At 59.4% G+C, this 15802-nt stretch carries 18 protein-coding genes; 4 read left to right on the top strand and 14 right to left on the bottom strand.

The window, feature by feature from the left end:
- Positions 1-48: 48 nt before the first annotated feature.
- The 8 genes from PMI31_RS27145 to PMI31_RS27110 all read right to left on the bottom strand — a co-directional run bounded on the left by PMI31_RS27145 (position 49) and on the right by PMI31_RS27110 (position 8132).
- Positions 49-1056 (bottom strand): septal ring lytic transglycosylase RlpA family protein, encoded by a 1008-nt coding sequence (locus PMI31_RS27145; protein ID WP_008022929.1) that lies wholly within the window; start codon positions 1054-1056, stop codon positions 49-51.
- Entirely contained in the window at positions 1056-2066 is a 1011-nt protein-coding gene (gene mltB / locus PMI31_RS27140) for a lytic murein transglycosylase B (RefSeq protein ID WP_008022927.1), read from the bottom strand. Before mltB ends, PMI31_RS27145 begins: the two co-directional genes overlap by 1 nt.
- Positions 2067-2083: 17 nt before the next feature.
- Positions 2084-3187 carry a rod shape-determining protein RodA gene (gene rodA / locus PMI31_RS27135; RefSeq protein ID WP_052037671.1) on the bottom strand — a complete coding sequence of 368 codons (1104 nt, stop codon included), beginning with the start codon at positions 3185-3187 and terminating at the stop codon, positions 2084-2086.
- A gap of 31 nt (positions 3188-3218) precedes the next feature.
- Positions 3219-5114, bottom strand: a complete 1896-nt coding sequence (gene mrdA / locus PMI31_RS27130; RefSeq protein WP_008022923.1) for a penicillin-binding protein 2 — start codon at positions 5112-5114, stop codon at positions 3219-3221.
- Between the two features lie 10 nt (positions 5115-5124).
- Positions 5125-5592 carry a 23S rRNA (pseudouridine(1915)-N(3))-methyltransferase RlmH gene (gene rlmH / locus PMI31_RS27125; RefSeq protein WP_003185785.1) on the bottom strand — a complete coding sequence of 156 codons (468 nt, stop codon included), beginning with the start codon at positions 5590-5592 and terminating at the stop codon, positions 5125-5127.
- Positions 5593-5601: 9 nt separating this feature from the next.
- Positions 5602-6096, bottom strand: coding sequence for a ribosome silencing factor (gene rsfS / locus PMI31_RS27120; protein WP_008022922.1), 495 nt, complete (start codon positions 6094-6096; stop codon positions 5602-5604).
- A gap of 73 nt (positions 6097-6169) precedes the next feature.
- Entirely contained in the window at positions 6170-6859 is a 690-nt protein-coding gene (gene nadD, locus PMI31_RS27115) for a nicotinate-nucleotide adenylyltransferase (protein ID WP_008022919.1), read from the bottom strand.
- Between the two features lies 1 nt (position 6860).
- Complete coding sequence (locus PMI31_RS27110) at positions 6861-8132, bottom strand: glutamate-5-semialdehyde dehydrogenase (RefSeq protein ID WP_008022918.1); 1272 nt, start codon at positions 8130-8132, stop codon at positions 6861-6863.
- A gap of 189 nt (positions 8133-8321) precedes the next feature.
- Between PMI31_RS27110 and PMI31_RS27105 the strand changes: the two genes are divergently transcribed.
- Both PMI31_RS27105 and PMI31_RS27100 read left to right on the top strand, forming a co-directional pair.
- Positions 8322-9020, top strand: a complete 699-nt coding sequence (locus tag PMI31_RS27105) for a DNA-3-methyladenine glycosylase (protein ID WP_043302688.1) — start codon at positions 8322-8324, stop codon at positions 9018-9020.
- 87 nt (positions 9021-9107) lie between these two features.
- A complete protein-coding gene (locus tag PMI31_RS27100) occupies positions 9108-10424 on the top strand; it encodes a bifunctional DedA family/phosphatase PAP2 family protein (RefSeq protein ID WP_008022914.1) in 1317 nt (438 codons plus the stop codon).
- Between the two features lie 120 nt (positions 10425-10544).
- Here PMI31_RS27100 and PMI31_RS27095 read toward each other — a convergent pair whose 3' ends face one another.
- From PMI31_RS27095 to PMI31_RS27070, 6 genes are all read right to left on the bottom strand, one after another.
- Complete coding sequence (locus tag PMI31_RS27095) at positions 10545-10748, bottom strand: cold-shock protein (RefSeq protein ID WP_008022912.1); 204 nt, start codon at positions 10746-10748, stop codon at positions 10545-10547.
- Between the two features lie 119 nt (positions 10749-10867).
- A complete protein-coding gene (locus PMI31_RS27090; protein ID WP_008022911.1) occupies positions 10868-11077 on the bottom strand; it encodes a hypothetical protein in 210 nt (69 codons plus the stop codon).
- Between the two features lie 80 nt (positions 11078-11157).
- Positions 11158-11361 carry a cold-shock protein gene (locus PMI31_RS27085; protein ID WP_043302684.1) on the bottom strand — a complete coding sequence of 68 codons (204 nt, stop codon included), beginning with the start codon at positions 11359-11361 and terminating at the stop codon, positions 11158-11160.
- Positions 11362-11628: 267 nt separating this feature from the next.
- Entirely contained in the window at positions 11629-12219 is a 591-nt protein-coding gene (locus PMI31_RS27080) for an LON peptidase substrate-binding domain-containing protein (protein WP_008022910.1), read from the bottom strand.
- Positions 12220-12229: 10 nt separating this feature from the next.
- Complete coding sequence (locus PMI31_RS27075) at positions 12230-12946, bottom strand: LrgB family protein (RefSeq protein WP_008022909.1); 717 nt, start codon at positions 12944-12946, stop codon at positions 12230-12232.
- Positions 12943-13305: a CidA/LrgA family protein gene (locus PMI31_RS27070; protein WP_008022908.1), complete on the bottom strand. Its 363-nt coding sequence runs from the start codon at positions 13303-13305 to the stop codon at positions 12943-12945. The genes PMI31_RS27075 and PMI31_RS27070 overlap by 4 nt, the downstream gene beginning before the upstream one ends.
- Positions 13306-13498: 193 nt before the next feature.
- Between PMI31_RS27070 and PMI31_RS27065 the strand changes: the two genes are divergently transcribed.
- Positions 13499-13954 (top strand): MaoC family dehydratase, encoded by a 456-nt coding sequence (locus PMI31_RS27065; protein ID WP_008022907.1) that lies wholly within the window; start codon positions 13499-13501, stop codon positions 13952-13954.
- Between the two features lie 114 nt (positions 13955-14068).
- On the top strand, positions 14069-15787 hold the full coding sequence (locus PMI31_RS27060) for a C13 family peptidase (RefSeq protein WP_008022906.1): 1719 nt from the start codon (positions 14069-14071) through the stop codon (positions 15785-15787).
- The last annotated feature ends 15 nt before the right edge of the window (positions 15788-15802 follow it).

The following is a 15802-nucleotide window of genomic DNA, read 5'->3' as shown; positions in this document are numbered from 1 at the left end:
TGGTCCGCCCCCCAAATCGCAAGCGAACCGTCAATCAAGTACTACGTATTACTCAGTGACCACACTCGGCGAACCGAGATTGGCCAGGCGCACACTGTTCTGCACCTGCTGGATTTCACCCGGCGATCCGATCGGGCCCAGGCGAACCCGATGCAGGGTCTGCTGATTGCGCACGATCGAGCTGATGAACACCGGAGCGCTCACCATCCCGCTGAGCTTGGATCTCAGGAGTTCTGCAGCGTCCGGGTTGGCGAACGCGCCCACCTGCAGATACTGGCCAGAGGCTGGTACAGAAGCGTTTTTTTTTGCATCAAGCTGCATCGGTACCACCGCGGCGGCGTGTTGCTGCGGCGGCGGTGTCCATTGCTCGACGGTGCCGGCCGCTGCCGTGATCACCGGGGCGCTATTCTGCGCGACTTGTGGCTCGTTGAGCATCAAAGGCGCCGGACGGCCTTTGGCCGCCCAATACGCCTGTGGATCGATGCCCTCGACCTTGACCCGCGCGGTGCCGATTTCGGCATAACCGAGCTTCTTGGCGGCGGCGTAGGACAGGTCGATGATTCGGTCCGAATAGAACGGCCCACGGTCGTTGACTCGCAGGATCACGCTCTTGTTGTTGTCCAGGTTGGTCACCCGGACATAACTTGGCAGTGGCAATGTCTTGTGCGCGGCACTCATGCCGTACAGGTCATACACCTCGCCATTGGCGGTATTCTGGCCGTGGAACTTGGTGCCATACCAGGACGCCGTGCCCGACTGCACGTAGGTCTTGGATTCTTGCAGCGGGAAATAGGTTTTACCCAATACCGAGTACGGGCTGGCCTTGTACGGGCCGGTATGCAGGGTCGGCGTGGCGTCCGGGATGCGCGAAACATCGACATCCCACCATGGCGCACCATCCTTGTGGGCGCGGTTGATGTCCAGCCCCGGCGTCGAGCGCACGGCGATGGAGGACTTCTGGGCCGGTGCACGGCTGGTCGAACAACTGGCGACCAGCACTGCCAACGCGGCGAGTGCCATCAGCTTCAGGGGTTTATTGATAGGCAATGCCCGCATTACTTGACGCCCCGTGCTTGGACCAGCTGTTCAGACAGTTGATGTACGGCCATGGCGTACATCACGCTGCGGTTATAACGCGTGATCGCGTAGAAATTCTTCAGGCCCATCCAGTACTCGGAGCCACTGTCGCCTTCCAGGCGGAAAGCGGTAACCGGCATATCATCGCGCAGCGCATCATGACTTGACCACCCCAGGGCTCGCAACTCCCCGACGGTTTTCGCCGGTTCGATTCCTGTGGTCAAACCCTCGTCGACCTGATCGCCACGCACATCGGCGCGGCTGACTACCGGTTCGCCGGCGACCCAGCCATGACGCTTGAAGTAACTGGCGACACTGCCAATGGCATCGTCCGGGTTGGTCCAGATGTTGATATGGCCATCACCGTCGAAATCCACCGCATAAGCGCGGAAACTGCTCGGCATGAATTGTGGCAATCCCATTGCGCCGGCGTAGGAGCCTTTGAGCGTCAACGGATCGACCTGCTCTTCGCGGGCCAGCAGCAAGAACTCGCGCAATTCCTTGCGGAAAAACTCGGCACGGGGAGGATAGTCGAAACCCAGGGTCGACAAGGCATCGATCACCCGGAAATTTCCGGTATTACGGCCGAAAAAGGTTTCAACGCCGATGATCGAGACAATCACCTGCGCCGGTACGCCGTATTCCTGCTCGGCACGGGCCAGCACCGCTTCGTGCTGACGCCAGAAGTCCACACCCCGGGCTATGCGCGCATCGGTGATGAACATCGGGCGATATTCGCTCCACTGCTTGACCCGTTCGGCGGGTTTCGAGATGGCGTCCAGAATCGACTGCTTGCGCTCGGCTTCGCGGAACACGCCCATCAACTGTTCACCGGCGAAACCGTAGTCGCGGGTCATTTCACCGACGAATTCGGCCACCTGGGGTGAGCCTTCGTAGTCGCCGGCCAACGCTTCCTGCACGGTACCAAGGATGCTTACCAGGCCGACCCATGGCGCATATCGAGTCGCCCAGCCACGCATTACTTGCATTGAAAATTTCACCTTATTCAAACCTGCGCGATCCACTTGCGATGGGTATGGATCGACATCAAAACCCCAAACGCTGACAGCAGCGTCACCAGCGAAGTTCCTCCGTAGCTAATGAATGGCAACGGCACCCCCACCACCGGCAACAGGCCACTGACCATACCGATGTTGACGAAAACATAAACAAAAAACGTCATGGTCAGGCTGCCCGCGAGCAACTTGCCGAACAATGTCTGCGCCTGGGCGGTAATCACCAGGCCGCGGCCGATCAACAGCAGGTAGATCAGCAACAGCGCGCAGATTCCCACCAGACCGAACTCTTCACCCATGACCGCAATGATGAAGTCGGTATGGCTTTCCGGGAGGAAATCCAAGTGCGACTGGGTGCCCAGCAACCACCCCTTGCCGAATACGCCACCGGAGCCGATGGCCGCCTTGGACTGGATGATGTTCCAGCCCGTACCGAGCGGATCGCTCTCCGGGTCGAGGAACGTCAGGATTCGCTGCTTCTGGTAGTCGTGCATGATGAAGAACCACATGGCGATGGCCACGGGCACGGCAGCGGCCAGCACGCTGAGGATCCAGCGCCAGCGCAAGCCCCCCATGAACAGGACAAAAGCACCGCCGGCCAGGATCAGCAGCGAAGTGCCGAGGTCCGGTTGTCGCACGATCAGAATGAACGGAATGCCGATAAGCATCAGGCTGATACCGACATGCTTGAGCTGAGGCGGCAAGGTGCGCTTGGACAGGTACCAGGCAATGGTTGCCGGCATCAGAATCTTCATGAACTCCGATGGCTGGAAGCGGATGACACCGGGGATGTTGATCCAGCGCGTGGCCCCCATCGCGTTGTGGCCCATGACGTCCACTACCACCAGCAACAACACTCCGATCACATAGCCGACCGGCACCCAACGTGCCATGAAACGCGGTTCGAACTGGGCGATGACGATCATCGACACCAGGCCGATGCCGAACGAAGTGGCTTGTTTGGCCAGCAGATCCCAGCTTTTTCCACTGGCCGAATACAGGACGAACAGGCTGCCGGCGGCAAGCGTCAGCAGCAGGATCAGCAACACGCCGTCGATGTGCATTCGTTGCAACAGTGTTGCACGGCGACGCATCACATCCTCGCTGGAGAGCATGCGATCAAAATTATTCATCACGGGCTGTTGCCTCTGCACTGATAGGGCTGGCGTATTCGGGCTTCAACCGACCGTCCTGGTCCAGGAGCCAGGCGTCCATGACTTGACGCACCACTGGCGCGGCGACACCAGAGCCCGACTCACCGTTCTCGACCATCACCGAGACCACGATTTTCGGATCGTCGGCCGGTGCGAAACCAACGAACAAGGCGTGGTCGCGATGGCGTTCCTGCACCTTGGAGCGGTCGTACTTCTCACCCTGCTTGATCGCAACCACCTGGGCCGTACCACTCTTGCCGGCAATCCGGTACTGCGCACCGATCGAGGCCTTGCGCGCCGTACCGCGGGCGCCGTGCATCACCTGTTGCATACCGTGGTTCACCCGGGTCCAGTCCGCCGGATCGCGCAGGATGATGTCAGGCATCGGGTTAGGATCCACCGGCTTCTCGCCTTCAATAGTCCTGGCCAGGTGCGGACGATTCCAGATGCCTTTGTTGGCCACCAGCGCGGTGGCCTGGGCCAGTTGCAACGGCGTCGACTGCATGTAGCCCTGACCGATACCGAGAATCAGTGTCTCCCCGGGGAACCACGCCTGACGACGCGTCGCACGCTTCCATTCCCGGGTCGGCATCAACCCCGGCGACTCTTCGAACATGTCCAGGGAGACTTTCTGGCCGATACCGAACTTGCTCAGGTACGCCGACAACCGGTCGATCCCCAGCTTGTGGGCCAGGTCATAGAAGTAGGTGTCGTTGGAACGCATGATCGCCGTATCGAGGTCGACAAAGCCGTCGCCGGTACGGTTCCAGTTACGGTATTTGTGATCGTAGTTGGGCAACATGTAGTAACCGGGGTCGAACACTCGGGTCGACGCCGTCACCACGCCGGAGTCCAGGCCGGCAATCGCCACCGCCGGCTTGATGGTCGAACCTGGTGGGTACAGACCGCGCAGCACGCGGTTGAACAGCGGCCGGTCGATGGAATCGCGCAGCTCGGCATAGGCCTTGGAGCTGATGCCAGTGACGAACAGGTTCGGGTCGAAACTCGGCTGGCTGACCATCGCCAGGACCTCGCCGGTTTTCGGGTCCAGCGCCACCACCGCACCACGACGACCACCGAGCGCAGCTTCAGCGGCTTCCTGCAATTTGATGTCCAGGCTCAGGACGATGTCCTTGCCGGAAATCGGTTCGGTACGCTTGAGTACCCGCAATACACGGCCCCGAGCGTTGGTTTCGACTTCCTCGTAACCCACCTGACCGTGCAATTCCGGCTCGTAGAAACGCTCGATGCCGGTTTTGCCAATTTGATGGGTGCCGCTGTAACTCACCGGATCGAGGGTTTTCAGCTCTTTCTCGTTGATCCGCCCCATATAACCCACCGAGTGCGCAAAGTGCGCGCCCTGGGGATAGTGCCGAACCAGCTGTGCGACCACTTCCACGCCCGGCAGGCGGAACTGGTTCACGGCGATCCTGGCGATCTGCTCTTCGGTCAGCTCAAACAGGATCGGCACCGGCTCGAACGGCCGGCGCCCCTGACGCATGCGTTTCTCGAAGATCACCCGGTCCTCGGGCGTCAGTTCCAGCACTTCGACGATCACGTCGAGCACCTGCTGCCAGTCGCCGGAACGCTCGCGGGTCATGCTCAGGCTGAAGCTGGGCCGGTTATCGGCAATCACCACGCCGTTGCGGTCGAAAATCAAGCCACGGGTAGGCGGAATCGGCTGCACATGAACGCGGTTGTTTTCCGACAGGGTCGAGTGGTACTCGTACTGGATCACCTGCAGGAAATACAGACGCGCGATCAGCACGCCAATCAGCGCCACCACTGCAATGGCCCCGAACACGACGCGGCCACGCACCAGACGGGCGTCTTTTTCGTGGTCCTTGATGCGGATCGGCTGGGACATGAGGGCAGAATTACTTGTGGTAAGGGTGACCGGACAGCACGGTCCAGGCACGGTACAACTGTTCGCCAATCAGAATCCGCACCAGCGGGTGCGGCAAGGTCAGCGGCGACAACGACCAGCGCTGGTCAGCCCGGGCACAGACTTCCGGCGCCAGCCCTTCGGGGCCGCCGACCATGAAATTGACGGTGCGCGAGTCCAGCCGCCAGCGATCGAGCTCGACCGCCAGTTGCTCGGTGCTCCAGGGCTTGCCATGAACTTCGAGTGTGACAATCCGCTCGTTCGGCCCGACCTTGGCCAGCATGGCTTCGCCTTCCTGGCGGATGAAACGGGCCACGTCGGCGTTCTTGCCACGGGTATTGAGCGGTATTTCCACCAGTTCCAGCGCCAGCTCGGACGGAAGACGCTTGGCATACTCATGCCAGCCTTCTTCCACCCATTTGGGCATGCGTGAACCGACGGCGATCAGTCGCAGTCGCACAGCGGTCCCTTATTCCTGGTCTTTGTTGAGCTTGTTGAAGTGCTCGTGACCAACTTCAGGGCTGTGGTGCTTGCCATCGGCCGCACGGCTCTGCTCGGCACCTTTCCACAGGCGCTCCAGGTCGTAGAACTGACGGGCATTGGAGGTCATCATGTGGACGATCACGTCGTCCATGTCCAACAGTACCCAGTCGCTGTCGCCCTTGCCTTCTTCACCCAGCGGCTTGATACCCAAGGCTTTGACGGCCTCGCGGACCTTGTCCAGCATCGCGCCGATCTGGCGGTTGGACGTACCGGTGGCGATGATCATGTAGTCAGTGATGCTCTGCTTGTCGCGAACATCGATGACCAGCACGTCCTGGGCCTTGACGTCTTCCAGGGCGGCTACGGCGATCTTCACCAGCTCGTCGCCTTTAGGTGGCTCGGCAGCGAGGACCTTCTCAGGCAGCGGGGCACTCTTGAACGTGCCTTTGCGCTTAACTTTGTTTACGTCGTTGTTCGTCATATAAAACTCGTTTTGCTCGTATGTTCGGGCGCTTCAATACACGTTGTTGCCACGTGCCTTGAGGCACTCCTATTCAGTTCGACGCACGGTAGAGTCCGTGCGCATCGATGTAGGCCAGGACCGCGTCGGGCACCAGGAAACGTACCGACTTACCGCTGGCCAGCAGTTGACGGATCTGGGTGGCGGATACCGCGAGCGGTGTCTGCCAGACGAATGCAATCTGTCCGCTCGGCCCTTTGAGGGCCAGCGGGTCGCTCACCGAGCGCGCTGCCAGCAGGTTGCGCAAGGCATCCGGCGGTTCGCTGTCGGCATCCGGGCGTTGCAACACCAGGATATGGCAATGCTGGAGCAACTCTTCCCAGCGGTGCCAAGTGGGCAGGCCGCAAAAAGCGTCCCAGCCCAAAAGCAGAAAAACCTGGTCGGATACGGCCAGTTCGGCGCGCATCAGTTCCAGGGTATCAATGGTGTAGGACGGTTTGTTCCGCTGCAATTCGCGGGCGTCCACCACCAACGGTGCCACACCGGCCACCGCGCACTCGACCATCGCCAGACGGTCTTTCGCCGACACCTGCGGCGTATCCCGATGGGGCGGCCGGGCACTGGGCACCAGACGCAGCTCATCGAGGGCCAGGGTTTCGGCGACTTCCAGCGCACCGCGCAAATGGCCGATGTGCACCGGGTCGAACGTTCCGCCCAGCACACCAATGCGGCGAGGGGCTGGCTCGCTGACGGTGACCGGGGCTGACGGGTCGAAGTCGCCCAAGTCAGGCCGGCTCCTGTCCGCGCAACTGCCCGTCGCCGACCACGATGTACTTCTCGCAGGTCAGTCCTTCGAGGCCCACCGGGCCGCGGGCGTGCAGCTTATCAGTAGAAATGCCGATCTCGGCACCCAATCCGTATTCGAAGCCATCGGCGAAGCACGTCGGGGTATTGATCATCACCGACGAGGAGTCGACTTCAGCCACGAAACGCCGGGTGTCGCCCTGGTGTTCACTGACAATCGAATCGGTGTGATGGGAACCGTAATGATTGATGTGCTCGATGGCCTGGCCCAGCCCGTCGACTACACGGATCGACAGAATCGGTGCCAGGTATTCGGTACTCCAGTCTTCTTCAGTCGCGACCACGGCATCGATGATTGCCCGGGTACGCTCGCAACCGCGCAGCTCGACGCCTTTTTCGCGGAACTGTGCCGCCATCGCCGGCAGGAAATCGCTGGCGACGGTGTGATCGACCAGCAGCGTTTCCATGGCACCGCAGATACCATAACGGTAAGTCTTGGCGTTGAACGCGATGCGCTGGGCCTTGGCCAGATCGGCGTGCTCACTCACGTAAACGTGGCAGATGCCGTCCAGATGCTTGATCACCGGTACGCGGGCATCACGGCTGACGCGTTCAATCAGGCCACGGCCACCGCGCGGCACGATGACATCGACGTATTCAGGCATGGTGATCAGCGCGCCGACGGCAGCGCGATCCGTAGTTTCGACCACTTGCACCACCGCGGCCGGCAGATCGGCCTCGGCCAGGCCACGCTGAATGCAGGCGGCGATGGCTCGATTGGAATGAATGGCCTCGGAACCGCCACGCAGGATGGTCGCGTTGCCGGACTTCAGGCACAAGCTGGCGGCATCAATGGTCACGTTCGGCCGCGACTCGTAGATGATTCCGATCACGCCCAGTGGCACGCGCATCTTGCCGACCTGAATACCGGACGGGCGGAAACTCATGTCACGGATCGCGCCGACCGGGTCCGGCAGGGCTGCCACCTGACGCAGGCCGACGATCATGCCGTCGATACGCGCCGGGGTCAGCGCCAGGCGCTCAAGCAGGGCCGGCTCAAGACCATTGGCACGACCGGCGGCCAAATCCAGCTCATTGGCCGCTGACAGCTCGGCGCGGGCAGCGTCCAGCGCATTGGCGGCGGCCTGCAGGGCGCGGTTTTTCTGCGCGGTGCTGGCACGGCCGATCACGCGGGAAGCTTCGCGTGCAGCGCGACCCAGGCGGGTCATGTAGTCAAGAACGGACTCAGTCATGGTCTGGAGTGGTCTTTGATTAGGTCTTGGTAAAGAGTAAAGCGGCAGATTATAGCTGTCGCGTCCCGGGACTAACAGCGGTGACGGGCGGATGGTCGAAATGGAGGGCAAATTGCCGACGTTCAGCCGGGATTAAGCTGCAAATTGTTATCATCACGACTCATTCAGCCCTGACAAATGCCGGTCATCATGTCCAATCTGACTGTTCGAACGTCCGCCATGAGCCTTCCCAAGGGCCTTCCGGACGCGTTTTTCGACCGCGACGCCCAAGTTCTGGCCCGGGATTTACTGGGTAAAGTCATTCGCCATCGAGTGGGCGACCTGTGGCTCAGCGCCCGAATTATCGAGACCGAAGCCTATTACTGCGCGGAAAAAGGCAGCCACGCATCCCTCGGCTACACAGAAAAGCGTAAGGCTTTGTTTCTGGGCGGCGGGCACATCTATATGTATTACGCCCGCGGCGGCGACTCGCTGAACTTCAGCGCCCAGGGTCCGGGTAATGCGGTGCTGATCAAGTCCGCCTACCCTTGGGTCGATGAACTGAGCGGTCCTTCGAGCCTGGCGCAAATGCTGCTGAACAACCCCGACGCCCAAGGCCGCCCTCGCCCGTCGCAAAAGCTCTGCGCGGGGCAAACTCTGTTATGCAAGTCCCTGGGCCTGAAGGTGCCGGTCTGGGACGCCAAGCGCTTCGACCATGACGTACTGCTGGTGGAAGACGTCGGCCAGACGCCCTCCCATGTTATCCAGGCCGCGCGCCTGGGCATTCCCCATGGGCGCGACGAACACCTGATGTACCGCTTCGTCGACGCGGCCTATGCGGCCTGGTGCACGCGGAACCCGCTGCGACGGGGGCAGGTCGAAGGGCACGATTATTTTATGCTGACCTGACATTGTCCGGAACTTGAAGCTGAAGGAATCCCCTGCAACATAGAATCTCCCACAAGGAGTAATCGAACATTCAATGGAGTTGTGTTTATGGGCCAATGGCTCGATAGCTTGACCAACTGGCTGGCGGTCAATCCGCAATGGCTGGCGGCGACGGTGTTCATCGTGGCTTTCGTCGAATGCCTGGCCATCGCCGGGCTGATCATACCTGGCACGGTTTTATTGTTCGCCGTCGCCGTACTGGCCGGCAGCGGCGCGCTGTCATTGAGCGAGACCTTGCTCCTGGGTTTCCTCGCCGGCGTGCTCGGCGATGTGGTTTCGTATTTCCTCGGACGCCACTTCCATCAGAATATCCGACGCCTGCCGGGCTTGCGCAATCACCCGGAGTGGATTGCCGGAGCCGAATCCTACTTCCAGCGTTACGGAATCGCCAGCCTACTGGTCGGGCGCTTCATCGGACCGTTAAGACCCATGCTGCCGATGGTGGCCGGGATGTTCGACATGCCCTTCCCGCGCTTCTTCGCCGTCAGCCTGCTCGCGGGGGCCGGCTGGTCGGTGGCCTATCTGCTGCCGGGCTGGGCCACCGGTGCGGCAATTCGCTTGCCGCTGCCGGAAGGTTTCTGGCCACAGGCAGGCATCGTCGCCGGCAGTGTCGCGGTGATGATCGGGCTAAGCGCAACCAGCAGCCTGCGCCGGCATCGCAGGGCCACGATGCTCATCACTGGCATGAGCCTGCTGATTCTGGCGGGACTGTTCATCGGCTATTCACACCTCACCGCACTGGATCAGGGCGTCATGACGCTGGTACAGGAGCATCGAAGCCCGATGCTTGATGAAGTGGCTGTGGTGTTCACGCTGATTGGCGAATTCCGCAACATGCTGATTTTCAGCGCGCTGCTGACAGCATTGCTATTGCTGACCCGGCAATGGCGACAGGCGATTTTCGCCTGCGGCACCCTGCTGGGCACCGCCCTGGCCAATACTGCGACGAAAAATTTCTTCGCCCGTGTACGTCCGGAAGTGCTGAGCGATCCACTGACCAGCTACAGCATGCCCAGCGGCCATGCCTCGGGCTCCTTTGCGCTGTTCCTGACCCTCGCCGTACTGGCTGGCCGCGGACAACCACCGCGAATGCGTCTGACCTGGCTATTGGTGGGTTGCCTGCCGGCACTGGCGATTTCCCTGTCGCGGGTGTACCTCGGGGCACACTGGCCAACGGACGTGTTGGCAGGCGCGATGCTGGCAGCGTGCGTGTGTGCGGCCAGCCTGTGGCTGAGTCAGCGCCGGACTTCACTCAACGCGATGCCGCCCAAGGTCTGGTGGCTGGTACTGCCAGCGCTGGTTGCATTGTTTGGTTTCTTTGTGCTGCGGCATTTACCCGATGCGATAGTGAGGTATGCATACTAGTTCACACCCCGGCGACAAACGGACGGGCCACATGCAGCCATCTATCCTCGTCGCCATCAATCAGTTCGAGATTGATGGCGAGATCCAGGAAATTGAATTAGCCATAACCCAAGGAGGACTTCACAAAGGACTCACGTCTTCCGCCTGCATTCCTTTCGCCCCTGGAACGGCCCTGAAAGATACTTTCTGCCCTTCTTTCAAACTTTTAAACCCATCGACCTGTATTGCTTTAAAGTGAACAAAAAGGTCGACACCGCCATCGTCTGGCGTGATAAACCCAAAGCCCTTCTCATCATTGAACCACTTGACTGTTCCTGCTGTCATTTGCCCGCTCCCACTTATTAAGCATTATAGATCGCACAATAAAAAAAATATCTTTTCACACTGCAACTTTCTCACCACACCTGGCCAACAGGCGGCAATTTTCTGAAATGTTGCCGCAGTTAATTTTCCTGGACATCAACAACCTCAAGATTGATCGCGTAGTGCCGACCATTATCTCCTCGACATAGTTCGTAGCTTACCTGCTGACCAGCTTTGATCTTCAGCCTGTCGATCTCCGACTGATCAATAGAAAAAAAGATCTCTTGCTCATCAAGGTCCTCCGTAGGGCTTTCAATTCCGTCAGAGTCTGTCGAATTCTGATTATTCATAGTTCCTCCAAGTGCAAGCCAGCCCGGCAGCAAAGCGGTGCAGGGCTTACTAGCAAATCACCACAAGCCACAAGTTTTTTTTACAAAATGGTCACTTCTTCCGCCTGCAGGCCTTTTGGTCCTGGTACAGCCTTAAAGGATACTTTCTGCCCTTCTTTCAGACTCTTGAATCCATCAGACTTTATTGCCTTGAAGTGAACAAAAAGGTCGGCACCACCATCATCAGGCGTAACAAACCCAAATCCTTTCTCATCATTGAACCACTTAACTTTTCCTGTTTTCATTTTACTTTCCACTCATCACTTATTAATTTCTTCCCACCAAATGTGAGAGACTAGAAGCTATTTCAGTTAATATTAGGATGCAATGCAGGCACTCCGCTAAAACTGATACTGATTGCTACTTGCCGCCCGCATCACTTTGCAAAATTACATTCATTGGAACGCAAAAAAACCAGCCAAACAGTCATCGGCAGAACATTTTTCGCTAAAAAAAACTCCGACCAGAGGATCGGAGTTATTTAAACAATCATTTCGTCATGTAACTTTTAGCTAAGCAAACAACTCACCCTGCAACTCATCCAGCAGCGCCTGAATCGCATCCAGTCGCTGCTGCGGATCGTCAAGTTGCAGCAGATCGATCTTGTCCAGCTCGGCAAATGGCAGCAGGTACGCCAACTGATTGGCCAGTGACTGTTGCCCGGTCGCTTCAGTGCCCATGTTCAAGGCTTCGACCATAGGGTGTTCCGCCAGGGCCTTGAGCAATGCCACCAGGTCAGCGTCCTCATCCTGCAGCGGCTGCTCCGGTTCGTCCTCCAGCCACTCGACCTCGGCGACGGTCAACTGATCGCGCTGGACTTCCGCTTTCAATACATGGAAACGCCGCCCACCCTGAACCCGAATCCCCAGCAGGCCGTTGTCCTGTTGTTTGAAATCGGTGATCAGTGCTTCGCAGCCCACCAGCGCGTAGCCGGCCGGGGCGATCCCGACTTCTTCACCCTCGAGGATGCACACCACGCCGAAACCTCCGCCCTGCTTCATGCAGCGGCCGATCATGTCCAGATAGCGCGCTTCGAAGATCTGCAAGTCGAGGATGCAGCCTGGGAACAGCACTGTGTTCAACGGAAAAAGCGGCAGACTCATAGACATTTCCTTACACCACCATCGACACCGCCAGCGGCAGCAAAACCGCCGTGGCCACGCCCATCAAACTCATCGCCAGCGCCGCGAAGGCGCCGCACTCTTCACTTTCCTGCATCGCCACTGCCGTGCCGACCGCGTGGGCCGTCATGCCCAGTGCCATACCCCTGGCTTCCGGGCTATGCACGCCCAGCCGGGTCAACAGGACCGGACCGAAAATCGCCCCGATCACTCCGGTAATCAAGACGAACACCGCTGCCAGCGCCGCGACCCCACCAATCTGCTCAGCCACCAACATGGCAATTGGCGAGGTCACCGATTTCGGCGCCATGGTCATCAGGATCATGTGTTCTGCACCGAACGACCAGCCCAGCAACACGCCCATCCCCGTGGCCACCACCCCGCCTATCACCAGCGTAGTAAATATCGGCCAGAACAACTGCCGAATCCGTCGCAGGTTGAGATAAAGCGGCACCGCCAGCGCGACAGTGGCCGGACCGAGCAGGATGCTGAGAATCTCGGTGCTCTTGCGGTACTCGGCGTAGGTCAAGCCGCAGCCCACCAGCACGCCGATCACCAGCAACATGGAGACCAGCACCGGCTGCAAAAAGATCCAGCGGGTTTTCTCGAACACGCCCAGTACCAGCTGATAGGCGCCGAGGGTAATGCCAATGCCGAACAACGGATGGTGAATCACCGACGTCCAGGCGCCGTTCCAGTCGAAGATCATTGGCTGTCCTCAGGCTGAGCGTGCCGCTTGACCATGCGCTGCATCAGCACCCCGGCGAAGGCCATCGAAAGCAGCAGCGACAACACCAGCGCACCGACAATGGCCCAGAAATCCGCCGCAATGTCGGCGGCATAGACCATCACGCCCACGGCTGGCGGCACCAGCAAAAGCGGCAGGTAGCGCAACAGGCTGCTGGCCGCCTGGTTCAGTGGCTCGCCGACCTGTCCGCGACAGATGAGGTAAACCAGCAACAGCAGCAAGCCCACAATCGGCCCCGGCAGCACAGGCAAAAACAAGTGATTGATCGCAGTGCCAAGCAATTGGAACAGCACCAGCCACGTCAGGCCCCGTAGCAACATCAAAGATCTCCCGCAAAATCCGTCACCCGCATTGGCCGGGCATTATAAGCATGCTCGCGCTATAGACCGGCATTCGCCAAAAGCATGGTCAGTTGACCGGAGCGTTTTGCCATGTTGATCTACAGTGGTAAGCCGGGAGATTAAATCCCCGCAAGTCAAAACTATAAAACCGATGAACCCAAGGAGAGTCTCAATGCCCTATGTTCCAGTTGCAGAGCTCAAAGATTATGTCGGCAAGGAACTCGGACGTTCCGAATGGCTCACCATCGATCAGGAACGCATCAACCTGTTCGCTGAAGCCACAGGGGACTATCAGTTCATCCATGTCGATCCGGTCAAGGCCGCGCAAACGCCATTTGGCAGCACCATCGCTCACGGTTTCCTGTCGTTGTCGCTGATCCCGAAATTGATGGAGGACATCCTCGTCATGCCCGAAGGCTTGAAGATGGTGGTCAACTACGGCCTCGACAGCGTGCGTTTCATTCAACCGGTCAAGGTCAACTCGAAAGTGCGACTCAAGGTCGACCTGACTGAAGTCATCGAGAAAAAACCCGGCCAATGGCTGCTCAAGGCCACCACCACCCTGGAAATCGAAGGTTCGGACAAACCGGCGTATATCGCCGAACCCCTGTCCCTGTGCTTCGTATAAACCTTCCCGGATGCGAAGCAGCTCATGCTGTTTCGCGCCTTCTCGCGCTACCTCGCCCTATATAAGGACACATAGCTGCGGCATACTCCCTCGCCTAATTGCCCGGAATCCGCTATGCGCCCACTTGCACTCCTTGCCTTGACCCTGATGCTCACCGCTTGCGGCGACGGCGAATCACCTTTGCCCCCCGACGCCCGCCTGCCGGACGGCGGACGCTATCGCGGTGACCTGGTCAATGGCTTGCTGCAAGGCAAGGGGCGCATCGACTATCCGAACGGCAGCTGGTACGCCGGCGAATTCGACAAAGGCCAGTGGCAGGGCCAGGGCGAATGGCATGGCAGCAATGGCGAAGTCTATCGCGGGCAGTTCAATCAGGGACTGTTCGACGGTCAGGGGGCACTGACCACCAACGGCAACAGTTACAGCGGCGGTTTCAAGGCTGGCCGGCGCGACGGCGAAGGCACACTCAAAGAAAACGGCATGAGCTATCGCGGAGAGTTCAAGGCCGATCAATACGCCGGCCTGGGTCGCCTCGAGCTCGAGGACGGCAGCTCCTATCAGGGCCAGTTCGCCCACGGCAAACCCAATGGCGAAGGCCAACGCGGCGACGGCAACGGCAATCAGTTCACCGGGCACTTCGTCGACGGCCAACTGGAAGGCAACGGGACGTTCAACAGCGCCGATGGCGACATCTATGTCGGCGGCTTCAAGAACAATCAACTGCACGGCAAAGGTCGCTACGAAAACGCCGACGGCGATGTCTGGCTGGGCCAGTTCAAGGAAGGTTCACTGAACGGCAAGGGCGAGTTGATCGGCGCTGACGGCAGCCACTACATCGGCCAGTTCAACGACTGGCGCTTTTCCGGCCAGGGCCGACTGAACCTGTCCGACGGCAGCTTTTACACCGGCCAGTTCGACAACGACAGTTACCAGGGGCGCGGCACATTGGTGCTGACCGACGGCACCGTGCTCAGCGGCACCTGGATCAATGGCCAGCGCGTGCGCGACGCCGAGGGCAAATTGTTGCCCGACACTCTGGAGCTCGGCCTGCTGGCGCAGGGGCGCTTGCTCGACTCGGCGCTGACCAACATTCCGCCCTCGACCCCGGCGGTGGAGCTGTATTCTTTGACCCTGGGCGGTGATGGCAAGCAAAGCGTATTTCTGCGCGAATCCGACTACGTCGCCAATATGCTCACCACCCGTTTCGGCGCCTTTGGCCAGATCCGCCTGGTGAACCATCGTGACCACCTCGCCGACCGCCCGATGGCTACCCGGGAAAACCTGCGCCGCGCCGCCTTGACGCTGGCCGAACGTAGCGGTCCGGAAGACCTGATTTTCATCTACCTGTCCAGCCATGGCACCAGTGAACACGAACTGGTGCTGGACCAGCCGCGCATGGAGCTGGCCGATTTGCCAGCCGACGAATTGGCTGCCGTTCTCGCCCCGTTGAAAAACCGCGACAAAATCATCGTGATTTCGTCCTGCTATTCCGGCGGTTTCATCCCCGCCCTCAAGGATGAACGGACCCTGATCATGACGGCCTCGCGGGCCGACCGGGTGTCCTTCGGCTGCTCGGAGGAAGCCAACTTCACCTACTTCGGCGATGCACTTTTCGCCCAGGCCCTGAATCAGACCGATGATCTGGACCAAGCCTTCAAACTGGCCAAGGCCACTGTCGCCGAGCGTGAGCTGGCAGACGGTTTCGAAGCATCCGAACCGCAGATCTGGGCACCGAAAACCGTCCTCTCGCATTGGCAACTACTGCGCAAACAACAGGCACGAAAAGCCCTGCAAAGTGCGTCAATCGAAAGCAAGGATGCAAACAGCAACTAAGCTGAACAGTATCAA

The organism is Pseudomonas sp. GM55 (assembly GCF_000282395.1).
GTDB lineage: Bacteria > Pseudomonadota > Gammaproteobacteria > Pseudomonadales > Pseudomonadaceae > Aquipseudomonas > Aquipseudomonas fluorescens_CC.
Note: the sequence above shows the minus strand (reverse complement) of the source record. Positions and strands in the feature narration are given on the sequence as shown.

Coding starts and splice junctions, on each gene's coding strand:
- PMI31_RS27145 (WP_008022929.1), bottom strand. CDS start 1,056: ATGCGGGCATTGCCTATCAATAAACCCCTGAAGCTGATGGCACTCGCC.
- mltB (WP_008022927.1), bottom strand. CDS start 2,066: ATGCAAGTAATGCGTGGCTGGGCGACTCGATATGCGCCATGGGTCGGC.
- rodA (WP_052037671.1), bottom strand. CDS start 3,187: ATGCGTCGCCGTGCAACACTGTTGCAACGAATGCACATCGACGGCGTG.
- mrdA (WP_008022923.1), bottom strand. CDS start 5,114: ATGTCCCAGCCGATCCGCATCAAGGACCACGAAAAAGACGCCCGTCTG.
- rsfS (WP_008022922.1), bottom strand. CDS start 6,096: ATGACGAACAACGACGTAAACAAAGTTAAGCGCAAAGGCACGTTCAAG.
- PMI31_RS27110 (WP_008022918.1), bottom strand. CDS start 8,132: ATGACTGAGTCCGTTCTTGACTACATGACCCGCCTGGGTCGCGCTGCA.
- PMI31_RS27105 (WP_043302688.1), top strand. CDS start 8,322: ATGTCCAATCTGACTGTTCGAACGTCCGCCATGAGCCTTCCCAAGGGC.
- PMI31_RS27100 (WP_008022914.1), top strand. CDS start 9,108: ATGGGCCAATGGCTCGATAGCTTGACCAACTGGCTGGCGGTCAATCCG.
- PMI31_RS27095 (WP_008022912.1), bottom strand. CDS start 10,748: ATGACAGCAGGAACAGTCAAGTGGTTCAATGATGAGAAGGGCTTTGGG.
- PMI31_RS27090 (WP_008022911.1), bottom strand. CDS start 11,077: ATGAATAATCAGAATTCGACAGACTCTGACGGAATTGAAAGCCCTACG.
- PMI31_RS27085 (WP_043302684.1), bottom strand. CDS start 11,361: ATGAAAACAGGAAAAGTTAAGTGGTTCAATGATGAGAAAGGATTTGGG.
- PMI31_RS27080 (WP_008022910.1), bottom strand. CDS start 12,219: ATGAGTCTGCCGCTTTTTCCGTTGAACACAGTGCTGTTCCCAGGCTGC.
- PMI31_RS27075 (WP_008022909.1), bottom strand. CDS start 12,946: ATGATCTTCGACTGGAACGGCGCCTGGACGTCGGTGATTCACCATCCG.
- PMI31_RS27070 (WP_008022908.1), bottom strand. CDS start 13,305: ATGTTGCTACGGGGCCTGACGTGGCTGGTGCTGTTCCAATTGCTTGGC.
- PMI31_RS27065 (WP_008022907.1), top strand. CDS start 13,499: ATGCCCTATGTTCCAGTTGCAGAGCTCAAAGATTATGTCGGCAAGGAA.
- PMI31_RS27060 (WP_008022906.1), top strand. CDS start 14,069: ATGCGCCCACTTGCACTCCTTGCCTTGACCCTGATGCTCACCGCTTGC.